The following is a 23,936-nucleotide window of genomic DNA, read 5'->3' on the forward strand; positions in this document are numbered from 1 at the left end:
AGCGTCAGGTAGGGCGCAACCAGCGCCCATTCCTCATCGGAAACGTCGGACGAATACGGCTTGCGGGCAATGCTCATGCCCGCCCATCTGAGCATCAGCCCGACCCAGGTCCATAACAGCCTCTAGCAGCAGGTAACCACTTCCATAAGAAGCAGGGGCCGGCTGTAGAACATCGCGCAGAACGTCGTCTTTAGCCAAGCAGAGCCGCCGTTCCACTCTCGAATCATCGCAGCCGTACAATCGCGGTCGAGTGCTTCTTGAAAGTGGACGGCTCTCTGTCGTTGGATGCAGGTGGTTGGCGTGGCCCGGCGGCGTTCCGAGCAGCGTCTGTGCGCCTTGCCCCCAAGTCGAGATGCGTGGTTGGGGCCCCTTCAAAATCAATCGGCTGACGGCGCATTACTGACCGGCTTCGGCTCCATGGCCGAGGCGATCCGGCACGTCGAGGTCGAGTAGCGCGGAAGACAGTCCCTTGCCATGTGCGTCCAGCGCTAACGAGCGGGTCACGCCGCCTCCGAGCGCGCCCTTCAACACGAAGTTCAACGCCCCGATCCTCGGGAGCGCGTAGCGGATGACCTCGCCCGTCACGATCTCGCGGAAATGCTCCTTCACCCGCTCGGACGTGAGGTGCTCTTCGAGGTAGTCGTAATCCGCCGGGTTGTAGGCGATGACCGAGATGTTCGAGGTGTTGCCTTTATCCCCGGTCCGGGAGTGGGCGAGCGCACGCAGTTTCATTGTTTGACCTCCCGGCTTCTTAGGCTTCGACGAACTGGATGGTCGGGCGGGCGAGCGCGGCCGGCACGAGGATCGATTGCACCGCTACGACCTCGCGGGCCGCTTTCCAGGCACCGCCGCCGCCGGCTGGGCCGTTGGTGTAGAGCGTCTCGACCTCATTGCCGATCCGCACGGCCTCGGCCAGGGTCGCGGTCCGCCCGGTGACGCGCAGGCGGACTTCGTAGGGCTCACGCCCGCCCGAGAGCGCCTCCCCATGGAGGGCATCGACGCCGATCAGGTCGCAGCGCAGCTCGCTCATCTGGACGCGTGTGAGCGCGAGCCGCTCCCGCACCACCTCGCGGGCGAGCTGGCCGCGGGCGAGCGCACCGGGTCCGGCGTAGGAAATCTGTCCCTCGCCGATGTAGGAATCCACGTAGCCGACCGAGACTTTGAGCAGGCCCGTGGCAGGTGCGCCGGTTGCACCGGTCGCCCGCACCCGATCGGGCCCCACCTGCTCCATCTCGACCCCGGAAAAGTCGCCAACTACATCGGGCTGAAGGTAGCGGGCTGGGTCATGCACCTCGTAGAGCATCTGCTCCTTGCAAGTGGCGAGGCTGATCTGCCCGCCCGAGCCGTCGACCTTGGTGATATCGACCGTCCCGTCCTCGGCGACGACGCCGATCGGGAAGCCGAGGCGGGCAAGGCTCGCGACGTCCTTGTGGCCCGGATCGGCGAAGTAGCCGCCTGTAATCTGCCCGGCGCATTCGAGCAGGTGGCCGACCAGAGTGCCGCGCCCGAGGCGTTCCCAGTCGTCCATCGCCCAACCGAACTCGTGGACTAGCGGTGCGAGGAACAGAGCTGGATCGCCGACGCGACCGGTGATCACCACGTCGGCGCCCTGTGCCAGCGCGTCGATGATCGGGACTACGCCGAGGTAGGCATTGGCTGAGATGATCCGGTTCCCGAGGTTGGCAACCGGCTCGCCGCTTTCCTCCAGCATGAAGTCGCCGGCGCGCACCGCGTCGAGGAGGTCGTCCCCCGTGACCGCGGCGATCTTCAGACCAGTAAGACCGAGCTCTTTGGCGATGGCCCGGGTCTTCTCCGCTGCGGCGATCGGGTTGGCCGCGCCCATGTTGGTGACGATGCGGATCCGGCGCTCCCGGCAGGGTACCAGAACCGCTCGCATCCGGGCGTCCAGCAGCGGATCGTAGCCACCGTCCGGATCCCGCATCTTTGCCTGCTGGGCCAGCGCGATGGTGCGCTCGGCCAAGCACTCGAAGACGAGGTAATCGATGTCGCCCTTCTCGGCGAGTTCGAGCGCCGGCTCGATGCGGTCCCCGGCATAGCCGGCGCCGGAGCCGAGTTTGATGGTTCTCATGGTCGGTCTCCGTTGTCAGAGGGGGAACACACCGAGCAGGACGCAGGCGAAGGTCATCACCACCGAGGCAGCAAGCAGGAACAGGAAGGTGAACTTCTGATGGTCGGCCAGATCGATGCCGGTCAGGCCGCAAACCAGGAAGGTCGCGGGCGTGAGCGGGCTGACGGGGAAGCCGGTTGTCATCTGGCCGAGGAGCGCACCTTGGGCGACCTGCACCGGCGGTACGCCGAGATGGTGGGAGACTTCGGCCACCACCGGCAGGACGCCGAAGTAGAACGAGTCCGGGTCGAACAGCATCGACAGGGGCATCGAGACGAGGCCGAGGGCGAAGGGGATGTGGCGGCCCATCTCCGCCGGCACGAAGGCAACGCCGGCCTGCGCCATCGCCTTGAGCATCCCGGTGCCCTGCATGATCCCGGTGAACACCCCCGCCGCGAGGAGGATCGAAGCCATCAGGATCGCCGCCTTGGCGTGGGCGTCGATACGCTGCCGCTGCGCATCGACGTTCGGGTAGTTGATGAGGAGCGCGACTGCCGTGCCCAGCATGAACATCAGCGCCGGGGGGATCTTCTCGGCCATGAACACCATCGTGCCAAGCACGGCGACCGTGAGGGTGATATTGGCCCAGAACCGGCTGGGACGGCGTAGGGCCCGCTCGCTCTCACTGAGGGCCCGCGCCGCGGGAGCCGGAACGTCGGGGCCTGTCGCCGCCCCCGCCGGGGCGAGGCCCGACGGCCGCGGGGCCAAAGCGAGGCGGCGTTCTTCCCGCAGGCCGAGCCAGTACGAGACGGCGAAGATGAAGACGAGGCCGACGGCCTGCACCGGCACGAGGGGGGAGAAGATCTCGGGGATCGGCAGCTTCAGGGCCGCCGAGGCGCGGATCATCGGCCCGGTCCACGGCAGGAAGTTCACCCCCGCCGCCATGGAGGCGGCGCAGGCCAGGATCCGCCGGTCGATGCCGACCCGGTCATAGAGCGGGAGCATCGCGGGAATGGTGATCAGGAACGTCACCGCCCCCGAGCCGTCGAGGTGAATCAGCAGGGCGAGCAGCGTGGTGCCGGGCACGATGCGGCTCGGGCGGGTGCCCACGGTGGCCAAGATGCGGTCGATGATCGGGTCGAGCATGCCGGCGTCGCTGACGATTCCGAAGAACAAGATCGCGAACACGAACATGCCGACGACGCCGGCTAGGTTCTGCAGGCCGCTCAGCACGAACTTGCCAGTATCGAAGCCGAAGCCGCCGATCAGTGCTGCCGTGACCGGGATGACGATGAGGGCGACGAGCGGCGACATCCGCTTCGTCAGTATCGCGGCGAGCAGCAGCACGATGGTGCACAGGCCAAGCAGGGCCAGCATCGCATCCTCCCATCAACATGCGGCGCTCTTGCTTCGCGCCTTCAGCCGGAGGGAATAGCGAAATAGTGCATTACACAATTGAAAAGATTGGATCGCAGCGATAGCGTCAGATTATGGATCTTAATCTGCGGCATGTTCGCGCCTTCGTGTCCGTCGTCCAAGCGGGTAGTTTCACCCGCGCGGCAGCCCTGCTGAATCTGTCCCAGCCCGCCCTCACGGTGCAGATCCAGCGCCTGGAAGAGACCCTCGACGCTCGGCTTCTTGACCGCACCAGCCGCACGGTCGCCCCGACGCGACTCGGCCGCGAATTGCTGCCTGTGTTCCAGCGAGTGCTGCGCGATCTCGATGCCTTGGTGATGGATACGCGCGACTTGGCGGCCCAACGTTACGGCCTCGTCCGTATTGCGACCCTGCCGTCCTTCGCGGCGAGTTCGCTGGCCGAGGCCATCGCGCGCTTCCGTGCGGAGCACCCGCGCGTGGCCTTTCTCATCAAGGACGTGATCGCTCAGCGGGTGCTCGACCTCGTGCGGAGCGAGGAGGTCGATCTCGGCATCGTCGGCGGTGATGTCCGCGATCCGGACCTCACCGTGCTGCATCGGACAAGCGATGCACTGCACGTCGTCTATCCCCGCAGCCACCCGGTCGGCGCGATGCCGAAGGTCACGGTCGAGGCGCTTTCAAACTTCCCACTGGTCCTGATGGATCCCGCTACGAGCGTGAGGGCTGTGGTCGACCTCGCCTTCATCGCTGCGGGCCGGCTGCCGATTGTGGCCTGCGAGGCGACATACATGATGACCGCGGTGGGCATGGTGCGCGCCGGCCTCGGCCTGACGATCCTGCCGGGCTCGGCGCGAGAGTTGCGGGCCGAGCGGATGCTGCGCTCACGGCCCATCGACGACCCGCAGTTCAAGCGACCGGTTTGCCTGATCAAGAAGGCGGGCCGGACGTTGCCGGTCGCAGTCGAAGATTTTTGTAGGTTATTGTTGAGCCGATTTTCAGATCAAGGGAGATGAAAGAAGGCGGACATTGGAAGATTGACCTCGTAATCAATTAATATTGCTGACCCGGAGGAGTTTATCATTTTTGGTTCGACTGCTGAGATGTGACATTACTCTTCGGATTTGAGCGAATTCTGGGGGACGCTAGGTTAACATCCAGTTATTCGCTGCCTGATCTCCGTTAAAGTATTCCGATTACAGCGGGGGTCAATCACCAGACGTTCGCTGTTCGCGGGTTTATGCCCGGAAGCGGAACAGCAGATATCCGCCCATCAGAAACGCTCGGGCATGCGATGCGTGGCGGCAGATGGCCGAAAGCGGAATGACCGCTTCGATGGAGGTCTGTTGGAAAAGCGGACAGCCTCCTATCGACCCAACATGGCCATCCAGGATTTCTTGGTGGATGCTCCAAAGCAGGCACGACATTCGTTACGCATGATCAGGCCGCCATCCGGGAAGGCGGAGCCTGCCTACGATGGACGACAAGACGATCTCCGCCAGCGCGGTCGGCGCTGCTGCGACGTACAATCGTCGATGCCGACTTCGTGGTTACGTGGTTACAGAGACGGGACTGCGCGGGTGCCGTCGCCGGGCCGGGCATCGACCAGCCTTCGGATCTGCTCCCTAACGGACGGCGTGGTGGGGTTGTAGACGATCAGGCCGAGGTCGGGGCGACCGTCGACGGCGAACGAGGAATACTCAAGCTCGATGGCGCCGAGGATCGGGTGCTTCAGTCGCTTGGTCCCCTCGCCGTGATGGAGCACCTCGTTCTCGCGCCACAGAGCCGCGAAGTCCTTGCTCGTCCGGCACAGTTCCTCGACCAGCGCGCCGACCTCGGACGCCGCACCGGCGCGGGCCGCATCCGCGCGGAACGCCGCGACCACGTAGCGGGCCACGCTGTCCCAGTCGTGCTGGATCGCGCGAACCTGACTGGAGCCGAACATGCGGCGGAGGATGTTGCGCTCGCCCGGCGGGACCGTGTCCCAGTCGGTCAGCACGACGGCCGACGCACGGTTCCACGCGACGACGTCCCAAGTCGCGGTCTTGATCAGCGCAGGGCTGGTCTCCAGCGTGTCGAGCAGTCGCTGTAGCCGGGGCGTGACCCCTTTGGTGACCGCGTAGCGGACCTCTGGCGGGCGCCCGAGGCCGAGCATGAACAGGTGCTCGCGCTCGGCATCGGTCAGCATCAGCCCGGCGGCGATGCGGTTCAGCACGTCCGCGGAGGGCGCACCGCCGCGGCCCTGTTCCAACCACGTGTACCACGTCGCGCTGATGTTCGAGCGCTGGGCGACCTCCTCCCGACGTAGGCCCGGCGTCCGCCTCCGGCCCGCGAACCCGAACGAGGACGGGTCGAGCTTCGCCCGCCGGTCCCGTAGATAGGCGCCGAGGGGGTTCTCCGATCCGGCCGGCATGGCGATCCTGTGAGAGGTTATACCCTGATAAGGTCACGTATTTTACGGTGACGCCAGCTGCGGAAAAGTGGGGCTTCCACACAACGCGGACAGTCATCCATGCGTGTATTCCTCACGGGCGCCACCGGCTTCATCGGCTCGGCGCTCATCCCGGAGCTCATTACCGCTGGGCACCAAGTGATCGGGCTGACCCGGTCAGAGGCTGGCGCGGCGGCGCTCCGTACGGCGGGGGTCGAGCCGCACCGGGGTGACCTCACCGACCTGGGCAGCCTGCACGATGGGGCCGCCCGAGCCGACGGGGTGATCCATGCCGCGTTCGATCATGACGACTTCTCGGACTTCGTGGCTAATTGCGAGAAGGACCGGCGGGCCATCGAGGCCCTGGGCTCCGAGCTGAAGGGCTCGGATCGGCCCCTGCTGATCACGTCCGGCGTGGCGATGGGCTGCCCGGCACCCGGCCAACCGGCCACCGAGGACGTCTTCGACCGGGATCACCCGAACCCCCGTGTCGCCTCCGAACGGGCGGGTGAGGCGCTCCTGGAGGCGGGCGTCAAAGTGTCGGTGATGCGGCTCCCGCAGGTGCACGACACCGTCAAGCAGGGCCTCGTGACCTATCTCGTCGCCCATGCCCGGGCCAAGGGCGTCTCCGCCTATGTCGGCGACGGGTCAAACCGCTGGGCGGCGGGACCGAGGCGTGACGTCGCCCGCCTCTACGTGCTGGCGCTGGAGCGTGCCGAGGCGGGGGCTCGGTACCATGCCGTCTCCGAGGAGGGCGTCCCGCTACGGGCCATCGCGGAAGCCGTCGGCCGGGGCCTCGGCGTCCCCGCGACCTCCGTCGCGCCCGACGCGGCTGCCGCGCATTTCGGATGGTTGGCGGGGTTTGCGGGAGCCGACATGGCGGCGTCGAGCGCGTTGACCCGGTCCCGGCTCGGCTGGCAGCCTGACAGCCGGAGCCTCATCGCGGATCTCGACGCCATGGATTACGCCCGCGGTGCGGAAAACCACATTTCTTAGACGTTCAGGGGCGCAGGGCTTCGGAGGTGGGCGCGCTGCTCGCGGGCGTAGTGGATCGGCGGTCTGCCGACATGACGAGCGAAGGCGGTGCTGAAGGTGCTGGCAGACCCGTAGCCCACGCGCTCAGCCACCTCCGCCACGCGGGCACCTTCGCGACCCAGCAAATCCTTCGCCAGCGCGATGCGCCACGCCAGGAGATACGCCATCGGCGCGACGCCGACCTCGCGCCGGAACCGTTCGAAGAATATCGAGCGCGACAGTCCCGCCTCTCGGGCCAGGGCCGCGACCGTCCAGGGAGCGGTCGGCCGCTCGTGCATCCGGCGCAACGCGGCAGCTACGCGCTCGTCTGCAAGCCCGCGCAGGAGGCCCGAGGGAGCCGTCGGACCCGCAGTAGACCGGAGCGCCTCAATCAGGAGTACCTCCAGAAGCCGCGCAAGAACGACTTCGCGGCCGGGCCTGTCCGCCCGTGTCTCTTCGTTCACGAGACCGAGCAGCATCGCCAGTCGCCCGACGCCGCGCACATGGACGAATTTGGGCAGGAGCGAAAGAAGTAGGTCCACATCGTCGGAGGCGAAGGTGCAGTGCCCCACCAGCATGCGCAGGTCGGGCGGCACCTCGGGAGGGCCGAGCCGGAACACGCCGGGGCCAACCTCGACGGGCGGTGGCGCCCGCCCCGCTGACGGCGCGACGAGGCTGGAGGCGGCGAAGGCGCTTGCAGCTGGGATCAGCACGAAGTCGCCGGCTGCGAGGACGATGTCTGCCTCACCATCGATCGTGAGGCGGCACTCTCCCTCCAGGACCACGGCATAGAACGGCTGGCCGTGGTCGTCGCGCCGCACGGTCCAGGCGCCGCCAGCCAGGACCAGCTTGGAGAACGAGGCGCTGGGCTGAAGCAGCCCGACGACCTGAGTGAGCGGATCGACCATTTCGGACGCTCGCTAATGAAAAGCGGATTTGCGCCCGTATCACGTCCGGCGGACCGCTCCTATCACCCCGTGGTGCGTCACACGGGAGGTCCCATGAACACGATCCTCATCACAGGCTGCTCTTCCGGCTTTGGGCTGGAGACGGCGCGCCTGTTCCTCGACCGCGGTTGGCGGGTCGTCGCCACGATGCGCATGCCCCAGGCGGCCCTGCTTCCGGAATCCGATCACCTCACCGTCCTGCCGCTCGACGTGACTGACGCCGGCAGCGTCGCCCAGGCGGTCGCGGAGGCCGGGCCACTCGATGCCCTGGTGAACAACGCGGGCGTCGGGTTGCTGAACGCCCTGGAAGGCCTATCGATGGAGTCCGCCCGGGAGGTGTTCGAGACGAACACCCTCGGCACCATCGCCATGACTCAGGCCGTGCTGCCGCAGTTCCGGAAACGGGGTGCGGGGGTGATCGTCAACATCACGTCGAGCGTCACCCTGCGGCCGCTGCCGCTACTGGCGGTCTATACCGCGAGCAAGGCGGCGGTGAACGCCTTCACCGAGTCCCTCGCCCACGAACTCCTGCCATTCGGCGTACGCGCCCGGCTCGTCATACCCGGCCGCTCGCCGGAGACCGCGTTCGGGTCCAACGCCCGCACCCGGATGGGGATGGATGTGCCCGAGGCCTACGGCGCCTTGGCGGGTGAGGTCTTTGCGAACTTCCAGCAGGCGACAGAAGAGCTGACCCGGGTCTCGGACGTAGCCGAGGCGGTTTGGCGCGCGGTGACCGACCCAGCTTGCCCGATGCGCCTGCCGGCCGGCGCCGATGCGGTCGCCTGGGCAGTGGCCTGACACGAGCCCTCGAATATCCGCTTCCGCTACATGTTTGAGCGGAAGCGGACTGGCAGAAATCAACCCTTTGCGGTTGCCCAGAGGCACATGCCCGCGGGACTGGAACTAGCCTGAAACGGCTGGTCCGCTCCCGGGGAATATGGGCGGGAAAGCAGACCATGTCGACGAAAGTTCTATGGCATCTCATGAAATGCAGATACCGCCGCTCGCGGGCGCAAAATTGTTGGACAAAAGCGAGGCCCTATATTCGACGCATCCCACAGCTCGTTCATATCTCCGACGCTCAGCTCACAAGCTTCGGTGACAATTCAGAGCGAATGGCCATAATCTCGGCGACTGTCTCGGACGAGCGGACCCGCAAGGTTTCCACCAGAGCTGAGTGGTCCTCGTCCGAACGGCATACGGCCTCGACGTCTCGGCAAAGCGTAGATAGCGAGGCGAAGCCGACCATGCTCGTCGCCGAGACCATCGCGTGTGCATCCTCGGCGATCCGCTCGCGTTCGTGAGTGTGCGAGGACGATCCGAACCGCTGCGTGAGTTCCTCCGACAGCATTGTAAGCAGACCGACCATACGTTCGTGGCCAACCATGTCGCGCATCTCGTCGAAGACCGATCTGTCGAGTCTGGGTGCCACTGCCGTCACCCTTCCCCCTGAGGCCCAGCGATCGATCGCCGACAGAAGCGCATCCTGCCGGAACGGTTTGCCGACGTGATCGTCCATGCCTACGGCGCGGAACTCTGCCACCTGTTCCGGTAGTACGTTGGCCGTCATAGCGATGATTGGCATGCCGGCGGCAGCGCCTCCCAAAGCACGAATGCACCGCGTGGCGCTGATGCCGTCCATTCCCGGCATCTGAATGTCCATCAGCACGAGGTCGTAGGTCTTGACCTGCACCGCAGCCACCGCCGCAGCACCGTCCCCAACCACGTCTATACTATGCCCGGCGCGTTCCAAGATCGCGCGGGCGAGATCCTGGTTCAGCGGGACATCCTCCGCCAACAGTAGACGCCGGCCCTGGCGAGCAACTGAGTTGGGCGTGGGCTTTGCGACAACGACCGCCTCGCTTGCCACCGGCAGCTCGAGGTCGAACCAGAAGTTCGAGCCCTGGCCAATCACGCTCTCGACACAGATCGCTCCACCCATGCGCTCGACGAGCGCTTTCGAGATCGCCAAGCCCAGCCCGCTACCGCCAAAGTCGCGCGCGATCGAGCCATCGACCTGGCTGAAGCGCTGAAACAGGCGGTCTCGCTTATCCTCTGGTATGCCGATGCCAGTGTCTTGAACTGAACAGCGGAGGTGGATCGTTTCCTCCTTTGAGCCGACCAGTGTCACGCTCAGGTCGATCCGTCCCCGCGGGGTGAACTTCACGGCGTTGTTAAGTAGGTTCAGCAGCACCTGCCGCAATCGGTCCTCGTCGCCCAGCAACCACGCGGGCAACGCAGGATCCAAGCCGACGGCGAGCGTCAGACCCTTCGCCTCGGCCGAGCCTCGAACGATCGAGATGGTGTTATCGACCATGGCCATAAGCGCGAACGGCTGCGAAGTGATCTCGACTTGACCGGCTTCTAACTTCGAGAAGTCGAGGACGTCGTTGACAACGGTCAGGAGTGCTGCGCCCGCTGTGCGGATACGCTCGGCATGCTGTCGCGCGCGGGGACCGAGATTAGGTTCCTCGCAGAGCAGATCGGCATAGCCAATCACCCCGTTGAGAGGCGTCCGGATCTCGTGACTCATGGAGGCCAGGAACTCGGTTTTAGCAGCGCTGGCTCTTTCCGCCCGCTCGCGGGCAATCTGCTCGCGCAAACGGGCCAACAGAAATACGCCAAGCAGCGTGCAGCCGATCGCCAGAGCCCCCGTCAGGGCCGCGATGATAGTAGCCGCCTTGATCTGCACGCCATCGGCAGCCCACAAACGATTTAATGACACAGTGCTGCGCTCGGTGATCACCCGGGCCTCAGCCTCGATCTCCTCCATAATAATTTGCCCAGAATTATTGCGCATGACACGAATGGCATGAGATATATTGCTTTCGGCCATTGCCACAGTCTGGGAAAGCTCTGCAAGCTTGGAGTTTATGAGCTGATGTAGCTTTTCGACGCGTGTGCGATCTACCGAGTTGCTCAACAATTTCTCAAGTGACTGTAGATTGCTCCGAGCCCGTGGAAGTCCATCTTTGTAGGTGGCGAGGTAGCGCTCTTGCCCGGTCAAGAGATAACCGCGCTGACCAGTCTCGGCGGCCCGCACGCTTTCCAGCGTGTCGGAGGTGGCGCGCAGAACGCCCGTCAGACGCGCAACTTCCATCCGGCTGTTAGAGAGATTGGCGACGTTCAGCGCGAGCGTTGCCGCACTCACGAGGGTAAGGAGAAGTGCGGCCAGCAACGCACCTGCCCCAACCCCAACTCTACCGAGCCTTTGAATGCGGGAGATCAATCAGACCACTCGGCTGTCTAAGCGCCTGAAACACTCAAGGCGTTGTGATCCCTCCCTATTAAGTCCAAAAGGTTACCCTAGTTTCTCACACCTTCGTCTACTGCGCCACAGCCGAGTCCCATCCCAGCCGATCGGACAGCGCGACGCGGACGCGGCGATCAGTTCACCGGGGCAGGCCCCCTTGGATCGGGCGGCAGCGGTGATGCCGCCCACGAGTAGCTGGCGCTGCACCTGCGCATGTCTGCTTCGATGGAGCCGCCGTCCAGAAGCGGACCGTCGCAAAACCACCCATCCGAGACGTTCAGGCGAATGGTGTGTGGCGCCCAAAGCTGGCCGAAAGCGGAATGGCTGCTTCGGAGCAGATTTGCCGAAAAAGCGGACGGCCTCCTACCGACACAAGCTAGCCGTCTGAGCCGCCTTCGACGCGGCCAGGAACGGACAGTCAATCACCGGCCGGCAACTTCGGATCGGGGTGCGCTCACGACCCTTGAGAGTGGGGCCTACTCCAGGCGCTGAACGACAAGAGGCCGCCCCCGAGGGACGTGCTCGCCACCGCGCCGAGATCGCAGCGGCGCTTGTACTCACAGGTGGTCGAGTCTTCGGGCCAAATGGGCGTAGCCGCCCTTCTTAGTTTGCGCCCGACCGCCCTAGCCTCTCGCATGAAAGCCCAGGGATTGGAAACAAGATGATTCTAATAGAGCCGTTCAGCTCGCGTTCGGTTGGGCAACCTTGCATAACCAGCCTGAACATGCGGGGCCGAGCGAGCTAAGCTGTTGAGACCGGGCCGCTCGGCCCCTCTCGAAGCGTGGACCCTGGGAAGGATTTCCAATTCGATTCGGTGCGCACCGCGGCCGCATGCGGACCGCGGTGGATGTTTGCCAAGCTTCAGCCCTTGCGGACCAGCGGCGCTACCACCGGCGCCGGCGCCGGCGGGGTGTAGAGCGGGACGATGAACCGGATGAAGCCGTCGGTCGAGTAATTGTCGCGCGTCCGGCCGAGGGCGTTCGTGTACTGGGCCCCCGTGACGACGTCGCGCGCCACGTAGGCCTGAACGGTGAAGGCCTTGAAGTCGTAGCCGACGAGGCCGCCGACCGCGAAGCGACCGCGATTGCCGTTCGCCGCGCTGAACTGGCTGATGTCGAAGTTGTAGGCGCCGTAGGCAATCGGGCCGATCTCGAAGTTGCCGAATTTCTTGGTCGCGGTCAGATCGAGTAAGATCGCATCCGAGAGACGGATCGGACCGATCGCGGCGCCGACGGGACCACCGAAGCGGCCGGGCGTGTCGTAGACGTTGCCGGTGAGGTTGGCCGTAATGTTCCAGCCGTCGCCGGTGTAGCTGCCTGCCACGCCGAACCTGTATGTGTTCGACGAGAATTGCGGCAGCACGGGCGTACCGGCCAAGCCCGTCCCAAGAGAACCGCGGCCGGCATCAAGGTCGTTCAGGTGGACGCCGCCCAGGAAGCTGACGCCAAAATTGTTGCCGAGGTCGAACGCCCAGATGCCGGCGAGCAGGGTGCCGACATTGATCGAGATGTCTTTGTTTCGCTGGCCGGCTCCGTTGCGAGTGAAGGCAAACACCGTAGGCTGCGCGATGAGAGCCTCGATACGACCGCCGAGCGGGGTCAGCGGCGTCGACCACAGCAGGAACGGAACGTTGATCGCGGTGTCGGGCGAGAATGGCTGATCGGTCCGACGATAGACGAAGGTGTCCACCGCGTAGAGGCCCTCGGGTAACGGTGCGCCTGCAGCGAGGCCGACCTGCTCGCCTGGAATGGTCGTCGCTTGGGCGAAGGCTGCCGTCGCGCTCAGCGCAACGACCGCAGCGCCGGCAAGCGTTGCCGTGATCTTGTTCAGCATTCTCAATCCCCTTTATGCCGGACGCAGGCCGCGCGTTCCCGTTCGCCGAAAAGCCCCGACGTAGATATCAATGACGTGTGTTATTGGACCGGATGATCTTGCTTGTATGGAAACGCGATCAATTTGTACGCATTTCCATATCGACTATGAGTGTGCCACGGTTTATGTTTGAGTCTACTTTAAAAATCGATCCGAATACCCTGGCAGGCGTTCGTGTTGCGGCCAAGGCACGCTCCGCGGGCGCAACGCCGAAAGAGACCGGCGCAGGCGTGTGCGGCTTCGACATCTGGGCGATGCGGGCAAGGGCGAAAACTTGGCATTCAGATGTCACTCGGCCGGGCACCCGAGCAATCAGTTCCCTCGGGCGCCGTCCCCGCTCATTCCGAACACGTTCTGCGGAGAATCGCCTACGGAGAGCGTCCGCAAGTCTTATGTATTGCGGGCCGCATGCGACGGGGGTGAGCCAACCCCATCAAATCTGATGTTTGAGACCACTCCCCGCCGAGGTGGTTTCTGGTTCGGCGCAAGAGAGCGCATCACTGCTGCAAGTCGCACAGGCCGTCTGCGACCTTGCTGGAGCGGGGTAGCGGCTTTCGGGCCAGGTCTCATCCGCATGGGCGACGCGGCGCTGACGCCGCCTGTCTCAAACAGGGATCGCGGCGATCATCGGTGCCGTACAGGTGGACGCATGGCGCGTTGCCTCGACGTCGCCCGGCCTACACGGCGAACTTCAGGGCGAACCGCTCAGCGTCCAGGCGTTTCTGGATGGTCTGCGCGAGGAACTCGGCATCGCGACCGACAGCGCCGAAGCGGCCCGAGCCCCAGGTATTCAGCCAGGGCAGCCCGATGAAGGAGACGCCGTCCTCCTGCGTCACGCCGCGCTTGTGCTTGGGAGCCCCCGCGCCGTTGAACACCGACACATCGAGCCACCGGAAGTCCGGTGTGAAACCAATGCACCAGACGATCGCAGTGATGCCGGTTCCCGCAAGAGTGAGGCTGGTGACGGGCGCACCCGGCTCCCAAACGGGCGTGTAATGCGCCTGCACCGGAGCATTGACGTTGTTCTCGGTGATGTATTTGTCGATCGCAGCGTTGATGCTGTTGTACGTCCGGTCGGCGCCATCGAGCGAGCGCTTGAGGTTGTCGCGGAAGCGGAGGCTGCCGTCGTCGTAATCCTCCAGCACGCCGTAGAGATTCATACCTTCAGTGGCGAAGCGGCGGAGGTCGATGTCCCGCCCGCCGTCGCGGCCGGTCACGTAGTGGTTGGTGTTGTCACGGACGCCATCGCGCAGCGGATGGTTGTCGATGGTCATTTCGTAGTAGCCCATATCGGCGAGCCAAGTGACGACGTCTCGACCGCGGTAGAACCGGGCGCAGCGCGGCGCATCGCCCACCGCGAGATGGACCGCGCGGCCCGCGAGATGCAGATCCTCGGCGATCTGGGCGCCGGATTGACCCGAGCCGACCACCAGAACCTCGCCCTCCGGCAGTTGCGCCGGGTTGCGATACTGATTCGAGTGGATCTGCGTGATCGAGCCCGGCAGCTTCTCGGCCATGCGCGGGATGATCGGGGTGTGATAGCCGCCCGAGGCGACCACGACCTCGTTCGCCGTGTAGTCTCCGTCCGATGTGCGAACCGAGAAGAGACCGTCTTCGGCCCGTGCGACGCGTGTGACCGCTACCCCCTCACGAAGCGGCGGGTTCACGTTGGCCACGAAGCCCTTCAGGTACGCGACGATCTCGTCCTTCTTCATGAACCCGTCCGGGTCCGGCCCATCGTAAGGGTGCCCCGGCAGGTCACATTGCCAGTTCGGCGTGACGAGGCAGAACGTGTCCCAGCGCTGCGTCGCCCAGGTGTGGGCGGCTGTGTGCTTCTCGAAGACGAGATGGTCGATCCCGCGCTGCGTGAGGTGGTAGCTGACCGAAAGACCGGCTTGGCCGCCGCCCACGATGGCGACGGGAACGTGACGGGGCGTGGACGTCATGGCTCTCACTCCGCGATGTTCCAAGGGGACGACCCGGGTTCAGGCCTCGAAAGTCTCGACCGTGACGCGGCCACCGGGATCCTGCCGCTTCGCGGCGGCCTCGATCCGGGCGAGTTGGGCCATCGCCGACGTGCACGCGAAGCCGTATTTCTCGCGCACCCGCTCGCTCGCGATGGTGAGGGCCGTGCGAGTCTTCTCGACGAAGTCGTCGACGGCGTAGCTCTCGCCGACAGCGAGGAAATCCTTCACGACGAGGGAGGGCGAGTAGCAGGCCTCGAGCCGGCCATCGGGCCAGCGGATGTGAAAGTGCATCTCAGGCATGGATCGGCTCCCGTTGGACGCGGGCGCAGGCCGCGTAGGTCGCGCGGTGACGCTCGGCGCAGGCGCGCCACGTGTGCGCGGCGGCCCGGGTCGCACCGGCTGCGCGCAGGCCGGCACGCGTCATCGGTACCAGGGCGGCCATCATCGCGTCGGCGAGGTCGCGGGGATCGCCGGGATCGACGAAGAGGGCCTCGTCGGCCCGGAGGTACTCGGTGAAGGGCGGCCGGCGCGAGACGACCGTCGGGGTCCCGCAGGCCATCGCCTCCAGCACGCAGAGCCCGAAGCCCTCCTTCCAGGATGGAAAGGCGAGAACATCCGCTCGACGGTAGAAGGCCGGCATGTCCTCCTGGGAGACCGGTCCGGTCTCGATCACCGCCTCGCCGCGTCCGACCGCAAGCCCGTGTGCGCTCAGCGCGGCGCGGCAGCGGGCGCCGTAGGATGCGTGGTCGAGGAGCGATGCGCCGCCAACGACCACGAGTTGTGCCTGCGGGTAACGTCGGCGCAGGCTTGCGAAAGCCTCGATGATCCCGGCCGTGTTCTTACGCGCCTCGAATCCGCCCACGCTCAATACGATCGGCCCGATACCGATGCCCCAGCGCTCCCGCACGAGTATGTCGGCCTCGGTCGGTGCCTCTTGATAGATCGACAGATCGACGCCGTTCCCAACGACGCCGATCTCGGTGTCGCGGCCATCCTGGAGGCGATCAGCCCAGGCGCGGCTGACGCAGAGCAGGTGCGTGGCCTCGCGGATCGACCGGTCCTGCCAACCCGCGAGCACCGGGTCGGAGTAGCTGTCGACGTGGTGGACCGTGCGCACGAAGCCGGGGATCAGGCGGCGGTGCTTGAGCGTCGCGAGCGCATTGCCGCCGATGCCGCAATGGGCGTGAAAGACGTCGAAGTCACAGGTGGCCGGCGACGCGAAGTGGCGCAGGTAATCGTCGATGCGAGCCCGCACGAGGTCGACCGTCGGGCCGACGACCGGCTGTGCGGCCACCGATACCGTGGGGCAGGCGGCAGCGCGAAAGAAGCCGCGCCCGGACGGATCGGGCGCGTGGACCACCGCCTCATGCCCGAGCGCGCACAGGGCCTCGGCAAGGGCGAGGCAATGCGCGACCCCGCCCCGGGGATTGGTGGAATGCGTCAGGATGGCGATGCGCAGGACCGTCATGGGCCGACGCCGATGCCGTCCTGGCCACAGCCGATCAGCGGGCTGACTGCGAAGTCCCAGACCACGGCTTCTCCCCCGGAGGCGTCGCGCACCCGTACGACCCGGCTTGCATCGAGCTTCCCCACGGTAGCGGCCGCGATGTCCCGCTCGGCGAACCGCGTCTGGACGTCCTGCGTGCAGTCAGGGCGCACGCTCAGGAGGTAGCCGAAGCTCGGGAAGGCGCTGAGCCAGCGAGCGAGCGGCACATCGGCCGGTCGCGGGATCGCATCGAGGTCGATGACACCGCCGATATGCGAGCATTCCAGCAGCATGAGGGCGGTGCCGACGACACCCGCCATGCTGATATCCTTGGCCGCCCGGCAGAGACCGTCCTCGGCGAGACCGGGCAGCAGCGCGAGATCACCGCGTAGACGCTCGCCCGCCGTGCCGGTCGAGGCATCCCAATATGGGTATGGATCGCGGAAGCGTCCGCGCAGGTCGATCGCCGCGACGAGGTCATCACCGGGCGCCGCGTCGAAGCTCGTGAGCAGGCGCGGGCCTGCCCGCCCAAGCACGGCGACCGCGAGGTTGCCGGCTTCGGCGCGCGTGTTGGTGTGACCGCCGACGATCGGAACGCCGTAGAGCGCCGCCGCGTCGGACAGGCCTGCCAGGATCGGATCCGCCGCCGCGGCATCCCGGCTCCACAGCGCGTCGACGACCGCGAGCGGGCGCCCACCCATAGCGGCGATGTCGCTGAGGTTGACCATGATGCCGCAATAGCCGGCGAAATACGGATCGGCCGCGACGAAGCTGTCGAGGAAGCCCTCGATGGCGAACAGCAGGTGGCCGTCGCCATCCGGGAGGGCGGCACAATCGTCACCGACCGGCACCGCCCCGTCCCGGCTGTTCAGTCCAAGCCGCGCCACAACGGCATCGATGTCGCGCTTGTGAGCGACGCCGCGCGCGGCACGGATCTGGCCAGCCAGGGAGTGGATGTCGAAGCCCGCCGTCATCACGCGGCCTTGCGGAACGTGACGAGCCCGTGCTCGGGATCGTGCATCGGCGGGTAGGCGACGAGGTCTGCTTGCATCAGGTGATGCGGCCGCCCGTGCAGGTCGATTTCGGCGAGGCTCGCCCAGTGCAGGGCCTGGAACAACGAGACGTTCCGCTCCTGCACGTGGGCGAGGAAGCGCGTGCAGCCCCGGGCATGGGCCGAAGAGACCGCGACCTGGATCAGCCCAGCTCCGAGCGCGGCGGTTCCGCGGAAGGGCTTCGAGACGGCAAGGCGAGAACCCCACCACTCACCGGGATGCTCCAAGACTTCGTGGATGCGCACGGTGCCGACCAAGGCGTCGGCATCGCCGCCCAGCATCGAGAAGGCGCAGATCGAGAAGGCGCAGATCGGGCTGGCGCGCTCGTCGATCGCGTCACGGTCGTCGTCCGCGAAGATGCCCTGCTCCGTGCAGAAGACCTGGCGGCGAAGCGCCGCGCAGGCGCGCCGCTCCCAGACGCTAGTGGCGAACTTCACCCGGAAGTGACTCGGCCGATACGGTGCGAAGGCTTCGAGGATCATGCCACCACCACCGCGCGCTCGTAGGTGGAAAGCGCCGAGCAGGCGCCGCAGCGACCGCACCCCGCCTTGATGTCCGTCGCGCGAAGATCCGCGCCGACCAGCATGTCCGCGAGGGGCTTGAGGATGCCGTGCATGAAATCGGGGCCGGGCGCCGGGTGGCTCTCCAGCGGGGTCCCGGAGATCGGCACGAACGGCACCACGAACGGGTAGACGCCCATCCCGATCAGGCGCTCGGCCATCGCCAGGATCGCGTCCGGCGCGTCGCCGAGGCCGGCCAGGATGTAGGTCGAGACTTGGCCCCACCCGAAGATGGGAACGGCGGCCTCGAAGGCCGCATAGTACCGCTCCAGCGGCACGCTCGCCTTGCCGGGCATGATGCGGCCGCGGACCTCGGGCGTGACCGCCTCCAGGTGCATGCCGAGGGCATCGATGCCTGATGCCTTCATCCGCTCGAACCAGCGGTCGTCATCCGGCGGCTCGCACTGCGCCTGGATCGGTAGATCAATTGCGGCTTTGACCGCGAAGGCGCTCTCGCAGAGGATGGCGGCGCCCCGGTCGGTCGTGTTCGGGGTACCCGTCGTCATGACCATGTGCTTGACGCCGTCGAGCAGCACGGCCGCGCGGGCGACCTCGGCGAGTTGTTCGGGCGTCTTGCGCGCAACGGTGCGGCCGGCGGCGAGCGATTGGCCGATGGAGCAGAACTGACAGGTCTTGGTGCGGCTCGCATAGCGAATACAGGTCTGGAGTACGGTGGTGGCCAGCACATCACGCCCGTGCAGCACGGCGATCTTGGAGTAGGGCACGCCGTCGAAGGTCGAGAGCCCATAGAAGCGCGGCTTGCCCGGGAAGGTCGCCTGCCCGATCACCGCGCCGTCATGCTCGATCACCGAGACACCGTTGGCGTCCGGGCGGCGGATCAGAAAGGGCGAATCGAAGGCGGCCTCGGTGTGGACCGGCACCATCACGGTCCGGCCCGCGATGGTCATGGCCTTGTGGTCCGACGGCCCGGCCCCGCCGCGGCGGCTCGGCGCCCCGGCGCGGCTGTCGGCGAGCCTAACGCCGTAGGACTGCAACGCGTTGATCAGACGTTCCGTCGGCATCCCGACCCGACCCGCCGCGTGCGGTGGGACCGCGGGCAGGCTCGTCGGAAGCGGAGAACTGCTCATGGTCGAGGCTCCGGAAATCGGTCTGAGGATGAATTGGCTGGTGCACGAACGGGGCCGGGCGGTCGTCGTGGAGGAGGCTGAGGAGTTCGGGCCGGGCGTAATGGCCGACCGAGTCCATCATCCGCTTGCGCTTGGTCACCAGCGCGAGGTCCATGTCGGCAATCAGGATGCCTTCGCCCGGCCCCAGCGGCTCTGCGAGGTGCTTGCCTTCGGGCGAGATGATCGCGGTGCAGTTGCCGCCGCGGCAGGCCCCGCGCAGGCGCTCGTCCGGGCAGACCTGCGCCACCTGTTCGTCGGTGAGCCAGCCGGTGGCATTGACCACGAAGCAGGCCGCCTCCAGGGCGTGGTGGCGGATCGTCACCTCCATCTGGTCGGCGAAGATCTGGCCGACGAGCGAGCCTGGGAACTGCGCCGCATGGATCTCCTCGTGGCGCGCCATTAGGGCATAGCGGGCGAGCGGGTTGTAGTGCTCCCAGCACGCTAGCGCGCCGACGCGACCCACCGCCGTGTCGACCACGGTGAGGCCGGCACCGTCGCCCTGACCCCAGATCATGCGCTCGTGGTAGGTCGGCGTGATCTTGCGGCGCTTGAGCTTGAGGCTGCCATCGGCATCGAAGATCAGTTGCGTGTTGTAGAGCGAGCCGTGATCACGCTCGTTGATGCCGAGCACGATGACCACCCCATGCCGGCGTGCGGCCGCAGACACGGCCTGCGTCACGGGTCCCGGCACCGTCACGGCCCGCTCGTAGAGGCGCAGGTGCTCGGCGCCCTGCATGGCCGGCGGCAGGACGAAGGAGAAGTAGGGGTAGTAGGGCACGAAGGTCTCCGGGAAGACCATGAAGCGCGCGCCCTTGGCGGCAGCGTCATCGATGGCATTGAGCACCCGCTCAAGGGTGCCCTCCGGCTGGTCGAGATCCGGCGCGATCTGCACGGCGGCCGCCCGCACAATCCGGTTGTCTGACATTGGAAAGACTCCAGCTGTGACGGCGGCCACGTTGCGCGCGGCCGCCGGATGCGACGTTCCGGACTGGAGGCCAAAGGGCCGCTCAGACGGTCCAGGTGTCGATGATCACCGCGTTGTCGCGCTTGTGCAGGAGGATGCAGTCGAGAACGTCGAGGGGGTTGATCATGCGGATACCCTCAATGAAGGCGGCCTCACCGTGGCCGTAGAGGGCCTGGGTCGAGAACCGGCAGGCATAGACCTTGCCACCCTCGGCCATGAACTTCTCAAGCTGGTTGTTGAAGTTGAGGTGACCCGGAAAGGCCTCGTCGCCGAGCCGCGGGAAGCCGCGCTGGACCCCCAGCGTGATACCCGGGCCGTAGAGCAGGATGGAGGTCTCGAAGCCCTTGCGCTGCAGGCGGGTGGCCTGGAGCAGATTCACGAGGCCGATGGAGCCCTCGAACGCGACGGTATGAAAGGTGACGAGCGCCTTCTGGCCCGGCTCAGCCTTGACGTCTTCGAAGACCTTCTCCTCGTAATCGACCAGGAAATCACCCTTCTTGTGCGGCTCGCGGTTCACAGCAGGCATTGATCTCGCTCCTCGACGGATTGGACCGCGCCAAGCTGAACTTTGAGCGGTCTCCGTCCGTTCGTGGCAAGCGGTGTGCCAGAGAACTTCAATCAATAGGCCATGCAACGCGCGCAGGCCATATCCATACAATATTACGATCAAAGAGAGGGCTTGGACTATTTGTTTTACAGTTCGTCAGCCCGGTTTTTTAGCATCTATTGGACGTGGCTGCGCCAATATGTGCATGTTTTTAGATCAGAAATTGTATGCATTGTATGTACAGCCGCTCGCGGGCGGCCAGGCTGCGATCGCGGTACAGCTATTGCAGGCCATACAATCAAGCATTGATCGCAGCATGACTTGGGCCGTCACGAATGACTTCGTCAGAACGCGACGAACGACAGAGGCCGCAGGCGGGTGGAGCGGAGCCCTGGACGCCGGATCTGAAGCGGTGGGGCAAGCCTCACTACCTCGCCATTGCAGAGGCGCTGGCCGAGGACATCCGAACGGGGCGTCTGACAGCGGGGACGCGTCTGCCCACCCAGCGCGCACTCGCCGAGGCGCTCGACCTGAACTTCACGACCGTCTCGCGCGGCTACGTCGAGGCCCATAAGCGTGGACTGATCGAGGGTCGCGTCGGCCAGGGGACTTTCGTGATCGATCCGGCTCGCCCGCCGCATTCGACCGGAGCCCCGGCAGCGCGCCGGGTCGGCCCGGTCGATTTCACCATGAACCTGGCCCCCGAGCCCGATGTTCCGGCCTTGCAGGCTCGCATGCAAGCCTCGTTCGCAGAGCTGTCCGGCAACCTCTCCAACCTGCTGCGCTACCAGGGCTTCGGCGGGACCGAGGAGGATAAGGAAGCCGCTCTGCGCTGGCTGAAAGGCCGCGGGGTCGTCGCCCCCCGGGAACGCCTGCTGATCTGCCCCGGTGCGCACAGCGCCCTGTTCGGCATATTGGGCCAAATTGCCCGAGCGGGCGATACGATTTGCGCCGAGCGGATCACCTATCCTGGCATCCGCGCGCTCGCGGCGTATTTGCGGTTGCGTCTGATCGACCTGCCTATGGACCGATACGGGGTCGACCCCGATGCTTTCGCCGCCGCCTGCACCCGAGTGGCTCCGAAGGCCATCTACCTGAATCCGTTACTGCAGAACCCCACCACCACGACCCTGTCCAGGACGCGGCGCGAGGCCGTGATCGCGGTTGCCCGGCGATACGCCGTCACCATCATTGAGGACGACGCCTACGCCCGCATATGCCCGACGCCGCCGCCGAGCTTTGCCGAACTTGCGCCTGAGATCACCTACTATGTGGCCGGGCTCGCCAAATGCCTGGGCGCCGGTCTTCGGCTCGCCTTCCTGGTCGCCCCATGCGCCCGTTCTGCCCTGCCACTGGGCGGCGCACTGCGCGCTGCCACGGTCATGGCGTCGCCGATCTCGACGGCCTTGGCGACGCGGTGGATCACGGATGGCACGGCGGAGGCCATCGTGCAGTTCGTCCGCACGGAGTCAGCGGCGCGTCAGCGTATCGCGACCGCCTTGCTTCCCGCCGGAACCTACACCGCTGATCCGCATGCCTTCCACCTCTGGATCACGCTGCCGGAGGGCTGGACGCGCTCGGCCTTCGCCAGCCAAGGTCGGTCGGCTGGGCTTGGCGTGATCGGCAGCGATCCGTTCTGCGTCGCAGGGCCGCCCCCGGAAGCGGTACGTCTCTGTCTCGGCGGCCCCTCGACACGACAGCAGATCACGCACGGACTGGAGGTGCTTGCCCACGCCCTCGAAGGTTCACCAGTTCTCGCTTCAGCCTACATCTGAACCGCCACAACCAGGCAAGGGTCGAGGGGCCAGCCCTTTTAAGGTGTTTGAAGCTGTACTATCGCGTAGGAGCGCTGCCCCCCAGGCGCAGCGCTCCTACGCGAAAACACTTTCTCGTGCAGTGGCTTGGTCGCTCCTCGACGATGCTGTTTCGGAGCGCGCCGTCCGGGATCAGCCGCTCGGGCGTAGAACGGCCGCGCTAAAGGCTCAGCCGCGCGCGTTGAAGCAGGCAAGAGAGAAGGGCCTGATTTCGTTCACAAGAAGCGCTCGCCCCTGCCCCGACTAAACACCTTAAAAGGGCTGGGTCGAGGGGCTTACACGGTCGCCTAGATAGGCGCTCGGCAGCCGCATCTTCGCCCGTGGGATGGCGGGGGGATAAGACGACGCCGGTGGTCGTGCAATCCTCCTTTTCATGCGGCTGGTCGTTTCGGGGCAGGCGGTCTGCCGAAGCACGCAACGCGAAAGGCTGACGGCACCGTGCGAAGGTCTGCTTACGGGACATACCCCTTGGCGGCGGAATGTCAGGAATGGGCGCTAAGCCGAAGGTCCGGTTTTCGGCCGTAACCTGAGGGTCCGCAACTGGTGCATCTGGGACCTGTGATCCGAACCACGCCGATGTCAGTCTTTGAGATATTGAATGGCCGAGATGGACGACAAAACGGCACCTCCACTTTAGCGAGTTCGTCACCGAAGTTGACATGCCGCGTGAGTCATCAAGGCACGTGAATCGGCTTCGAGTTTCGCCGCAGACAAGCTTCCGTATGCGGGGAGGGCCGTCCAGGTTCTTTCGCGTTGTCCTTGCGCACGGAGTGAGGAGGCGATGATGGTAGGGATTGGCGGCGCGATCGCCGTACCCTTGTCAATGTTTGCATTTCCACCGCGCTGAGCGAGAGCGATGACCCAATGAGCGTCCAGTCACACGCCTGAAGTCCACTCGTGACTTCGGGAATGGCGGCAATGGCCGTTCCCAGATCTTCAGGCTTGAGCGTCTTCTTGTAGTTCCGCGAGTTCACGGTGGCGCCCTCATGGCCCATCATCGACTCGCGGATCGGATCGAGCACCAGCCGCCGGATCATCTCCGTATTGCCGAAATGCCGGAAGGAATGGAACGTCTTGCGCTCCTCACGAGCCGAAGGCACGGCTTCGTCCAGAACGTCCGTCCAGCGCTTGTCGAACAGATTCGACAGGGGCGTGTTCTCGCTAAACTGCGCGATCTCCGCAAAGATCAGATCGCTTCGTGTGCCGGATCTGCCCCGCACGTAATCCAGGAAGCCGAGGCGGATCAGCTCTGGATGGAGCGGCAGCGTCCGACGCGACACCGCGTTCTTGAGGCGCCGTCTGCGTGTCGGCCGGATTTTGAGCGTGGCCTGCTCTAGGTCGCGAACCCATAACAGCTGGCACGGCTGAGGTGCGGCGGCGTTAGGCCTCTGAGCAGGAGGGACCTGGATGGCGCGGTATGACCTGACGGATGCGGAGTGGGCGGTGATTGAGCCGCTGTT

Annotated in this window: 20 protein-coding genes; 4 read left to right on the top strand and 16 right to left on the bottom strand. The window is 65.6% G+C overall.

The annotated features are described in order from the left end of the window. Positions 1-396 precede the first annotated feature (396 nt). From AAHG09_RS30495 to AAHG09_RS30505, 3 genes are read right to left on the bottom strand one after another with little or no spacing between them, the layout of a single operon-like run. A complete protein-coding gene (locus AAHG09_RS30495) occupies positions 397-732 on the bottom strand; it encodes an AtuA-related protein (protein ID WP_342111880.1) in 336 nt (111 codons plus the stop codon). Positions 733-751: 19 nt separating this feature from the next. Beyond that, positions 752-2,089 carry an acyclic terpene utilization AtuA family protein gene (locus tag AAHG09_RS30500; RefSeq protein ID WP_342111882.1) on the bottom strand — a complete coding sequence of 446 codons (1,338 nt, stop codon included), beginning with the start codon at positions 2,087-2,089 and terminating at the stop codon, positions 752-754. 15 nt (positions 2,090-2,104) lie between these two features. Further along, positions 2,105-3,445 carry a CitMHS family transporter gene (locus AAHG09_RS30505; RefSeq protein ID WP_342111884.1) on the bottom strand — a complete coding sequence of 447 codons (1,341 nt, stop codon included), beginning with the start codon at positions 3,443-3,445 and terminating at the stop codon, positions 2,105-2,107. 113 nt (positions 3,446-3,558) lie between these two features. Here AAHG09_RS30505 and AAHG09_RS30510 point away from each other — a divergent pair, with 113 nt between their 5' ends. Continuing rightward, positions 3,559-4,458: a LysR family transcriptional regulator gene (locus AAHG09_RS30510; protein WP_342111885.1), complete on the top strand. Its 900-nt coding sequence runs from the start codon at positions 3,559-3,561 to the stop codon at positions 4,456-4,458. Between the two features lie 542 nt (positions 4,459-5,000). Here the strand turns inward: AAHG09_RS30510 and AAHG09_RS30515 are convergent. Next, positions 5,001-5,855, bottom strand: coding sequence for a helix-turn-helix transcriptional regulator (locus AAHG09_RS30515; RefSeq protein WP_342111887.1), 855 nt, complete (start codon positions 5,853-5,855; stop codon positions 5,001-5,003). A 99-nt stretch (positions 5,856-5,954) separates the two neighbouring features. On the opposite strand from AAHG09_RS30515, the gene AAHG09_RS30520 reads away from it, so the two are divergent. Then, entirely contained in the window at positions 5,955-6,869 is a 915-nt protein-coding gene (locus AAHG09_RS30520; protein ID WP_342111890.1) for an SDR family oxidoreductase, read from the top strand. On the opposite strand, the gene AAHG09_RS30525 is transcribed toward AAHG09_RS30520, so the two are convergent. Beyond that, positions 6,866-7,795: an AraC family transcriptional regulator gene (locus AAHG09_RS30525; RefSeq protein ID WP_342111893.1), complete on the bottom strand. Its 930-nt coding sequence runs from the start codon at positions 7,793-7,795 to the stop codon at positions 6,866-6,868. The two genes, AAHG09_RS30520 and AAHG09_RS30525, sit on opposite strands and share 4 nt — an antisense overlap. A gap of 93 nt (positions 7,796-7,888) precedes the next feature. Here AAHG09_RS30525 and AAHG09_RS30530 point away from each other — a divergent pair, with 93 nt between their 5' ends. Continuing rightward, positions 7,889-8,632 carry an SDR family oxidoreductase gene (locus AAHG09_RS30530; RefSeq protein ID WP_342111895.1) on the top strand — a complete coding sequence of 248 codons (744 nt, stop codon included), beginning with the start codon at positions 7,889-7,891 and terminating at the stop codon, positions 8,630-8,632. A 283-nt stretch (positions 8,633-8,915) separates the two neighbouring features. Here AAHG09_RS30530 and AAHG09_RS30535 read toward each other — a convergent pair whose 3' ends face one another. The 10 genes from AAHG09_RS30535 to AAHG09_RS30580 form a co-directional block, all read right to left on the bottom strand. After that, positions 8,916-11,012 (bottom strand): ATP-binding protein, encoded by a 2,097-nt coding sequence (locus tag AAHG09_RS30535; protein ID WP_342111897.1) that lies wholly within the window; start codon positions 11,010-11,012, stop codon positions 8,916-8,918. Positions 11,013-11,948: 936 nt separating this feature from the next. After that, positions 11,949-12,920, bottom strand: coding sequence for a transporter family protein (locus AAHG09_RS30540; RefSeq protein WP_342111900.1), 972 nt, complete (start codon positions 12,918-12,920; stop codon positions 11,949-11,951). A gap of 716 nt (positions 12,921-13,636) precedes the next feature. Then, a complete protein-coding gene (locus tag AAHG09_RS30545) occupies positions 13,637-14,905 on the bottom strand; it encodes an MSMEG_0569 family flavin-dependent oxidoreductase (protein WP_342111903.1) in 1,269 nt (422 codons plus the stop codon). A gap of 39 nt (positions 14,906-14,944) precedes the next feature. Continuing rightward, positions 14,945-15,226 (bottom strand): MSMEG_0570 family nitrogen starvation response protein, encoded by a 282-nt coding sequence (locus tag AAHG09_RS30550; RefSeq protein WP_342111906.1) that lies wholly within the window; start codon positions 15,224-15,226, stop codon positions 14,945-14,947. Next, positions 15,219-16,394, bottom strand: coding sequence for an MSMEG_0565 family glycosyltransferase (locus tag AAHG09_RS30555; protein WP_342111907.1), 1,176 nt, complete (start codon positions 16,392-16,394; stop codon positions 15,219-15,221). Before AAHG09_RS30555 ends, AAHG09_RS30550 begins: the two co-directional genes overlap by 8 nt. Next, the gene (locus AAHG09_RS30560; protein WP_342111908.1) at positions 16,391-17,386 is read right to left on the bottom strand and encodes a sll0787 family AIR synthase-like protein; all 996 of its coding nucleotides are present in this window, start codon (positions 17,384-17,386) and stop codon (positions 16,391-16,393) included. The genes AAHG09_RS30555 and AAHG09_RS30560 overlap by 4 nt, the downstream gene beginning before the upstream one ends. After that, positions 17,386-17,946, bottom strand: a complete 561-nt coding sequence (locus AAHG09_RS30565; protein WP_342111909.1) for an MSMEG_0567/Sll0786 family nitrogen starvation N-acetyltransferase — start codon at positions 17,944-17,946, stop codon at positions 17,386-17,388. The genes AAHG09_RS30560 and AAHG09_RS30565 overlap by 1 nt, the downstream gene beginning before the upstream one ends. Next, complete coding sequence (locus AAHG09_RS30570) at positions 17,943-19,046, bottom strand: MSMEG_0568 family radical SAM protein (RefSeq protein ID WP_342111910.1); 1,104 nt, start codon at positions 19,044-19,046, stop codon at positions 17,943-17,945. The genes AAHG09_RS30565 and AAHG09_RS30570 overlap by 4 nt, the downstream gene beginning before the upstream one ends. Next, on the bottom strand, positions 19,000-20,076 hold the full coding sequence (locus AAHG09_RS30575) for a Nit6803 family nitrilase (protein ID WP_342111911.1): 1,077 nt from the start codon (positions 20,074-20,076) through the stop codon (positions 19,000-19,002). The genes AAHG09_RS30570 and AAHG09_RS30575 overlap by 47 nt, the downstream gene beginning before the upstream one ends. An 82-nt stretch (positions 20,077-20,158) precedes the next feature. Further along, positions 20,159-20,641, bottom strand: coding sequence for an MSMEG_0572/Sll0783 family nitrogen starvation response protein (locus AAHG09_RS30580; protein ID WP_058191264.1), 483 nt, complete (start codon positions 20,639-20,641; stop codon positions 20,159-20,161). 356 nt (positions 20,642-20,997) lie between these two features. Between AAHG09_RS30580 and AAHG09_RS30585 the strand changes: the two genes are divergently transcribed. Next, positions 20,998-22,437 (top strand): aminotransferase-like domain-containing protein, encoded by a 1,440-nt coding sequence (locus AAHG09_RS30585; protein WP_342111912.1) that lies wholly within the window; start codon positions 20,998-21,000, stop codon positions 22,435-22,437. 713 nt (positions 22,438-23,150) lie between these two features. Here AAHG09_RS30585 and AAHG09_RS30590 read toward each other — a convergent pair. After that, positions 23,151-23,936 (bottom strand): site-specific integrase (locus AAHG09_RS30590; RefSeq protein ID WP_342111914.1); only part of this gene is annotated, 786 nt, incomplete at its 5' end.

It is taken from the genome of Methylobacterium guangdongense, assembly GCF_038442355.1.
In the GTDB taxonomy this organism is placed as follows: Bacteria; Pseudomonadota; Alphaproteobacteria; order Rhizobiales; family Beijerinckiaceae; genus Methylobacterium; species Methylobacterium guangdongense.

Bases quoted from the DNA above. Each gene is read 5' to 3' on its own strand.
- AAHG09_RS30495 (WP_342111880.1), bottom strand. From the start codon at position 732: ATGAAACTGCGTGCGCTCGCCCACTCCCGGACCGGGGATAAAGGCAAC.
- AAHG09_RS30500 (WP_342111882.1), bottom strand. From the start codon at position 2,089: ATGAGAACCATCAAACTCGGCTCCGGCGCCGGCTATGCCGGGGACCGC.
- AAHG09_RS30505 (WP_342111884.1), bottom strand. From the start codon at position 3,445: ATGCTGGCCCTGCTTGGCCTGTGCACCATCGTGCTGCTGCTCGCCGCG.
- AAHG09_RS30510 (WP_342111885.1), top strand. From the start codon at position 3,559: ATGGATCTTAATCTGCGGCATGTTCGCGCCTTCGTGTCCGTCGTCCAA.
- AAHG09_RS30515 (WP_342111887.1), bottom strand. From the start codon at position 5,855: ATGCCGGCCGGATCGGAGAACCCCCTCGGCGCCTATCTACGGGACCGG.
- AAHG09_RS30520 (WP_342111890.1), top strand. From the start codon at position 5,955: ATGCGTGTATTCCTCACGGGCGCCACCGGCTTCATCGGCTCGGCGCTC.
- AAHG09_RS30525 (WP_342111893.1), bottom strand. From the start codon at position 7,795: ATGGTCGATCCGCTCACTCAGGTCGTCGGGCTGCTTCAGCCCAGCGCC.
- AAHG09_RS30530 (WP_342111895.1), top strand. From the start codon at position 7,889: ATGAACACGATCCTCATCACAGGCTGCTCTTCCGGCTTTGGGCTGGAG.
- AAHG09_RS30540 (WP_342111900.1), bottom strand. From the start codon at position 12,920: ATGCTGAACAAGATCACGGCAACGCTTGCCGGCGCTGCGGTCGTTGCG.
- AAHG09_RS30545 (WP_342111903.1), bottom strand. From the start codon at position 14,905: ATGACGTCCACGCCCCGTCACGTTCCCGTCGCCATCGTGGGCGGCGGC.
- AAHG09_RS30550 (WP_342111906.1), bottom strand. From the start codon at position 15,226: ATGCCTGAGATGCACTTTCACATCCGCTGGCCCGATGGCCGGCTCGAG.
- AAHG09_RS30555 (WP_342111907.1), bottom strand. From the start codon at position 16,394: ATGACGGTCCTGCGCATCGCCATCCTGACGCATTCCACCAATCCCCGG.
- AAHG09_RS30560 (WP_342111908.1), bottom strand. From the start codon at position 17,386: ATGACGGCGGGCTTCGACATCCACTCCCTGGCTGGCCAGATCCGTGCC.
- AAHG09_RS30565 (WP_342111909.1), bottom strand. From the start codon at position 17,946: ATGATCCTCGAAGCCTTCGCACCGTATCGGCCGAGTCACTTCCGGGTG.
- AAHG09_RS30570 (WP_342111910.1), bottom strand. From the start codon at position 19,046: ATGCCGACGGAACGTCTGATCAACGCGTTGCAGTCCTACGGCGTTAGG.
- AAHG09_RS30575 (WP_342111911.1), bottom strand. From the start codon at position 20,076: ATGTCAGACAACCGGATTGTGCGGGCGGCCGCCGTGCAGATCGCGCCG.
- AAHG09_RS30580 (WP_058191264.1), bottom strand. From the start codon at position 20,641: ATGCCTGCTGTGAACCGCGAGCCGCACAAGAAGGGTGATTTCCTGGTC.
- AAHG09_RS30585 (WP_342111912.1), top strand. From the start codon at position 20,998: ATGACTTCGTCAGAACGCGACGAACGACAGAGGCCGCAGGCGGGTGGA.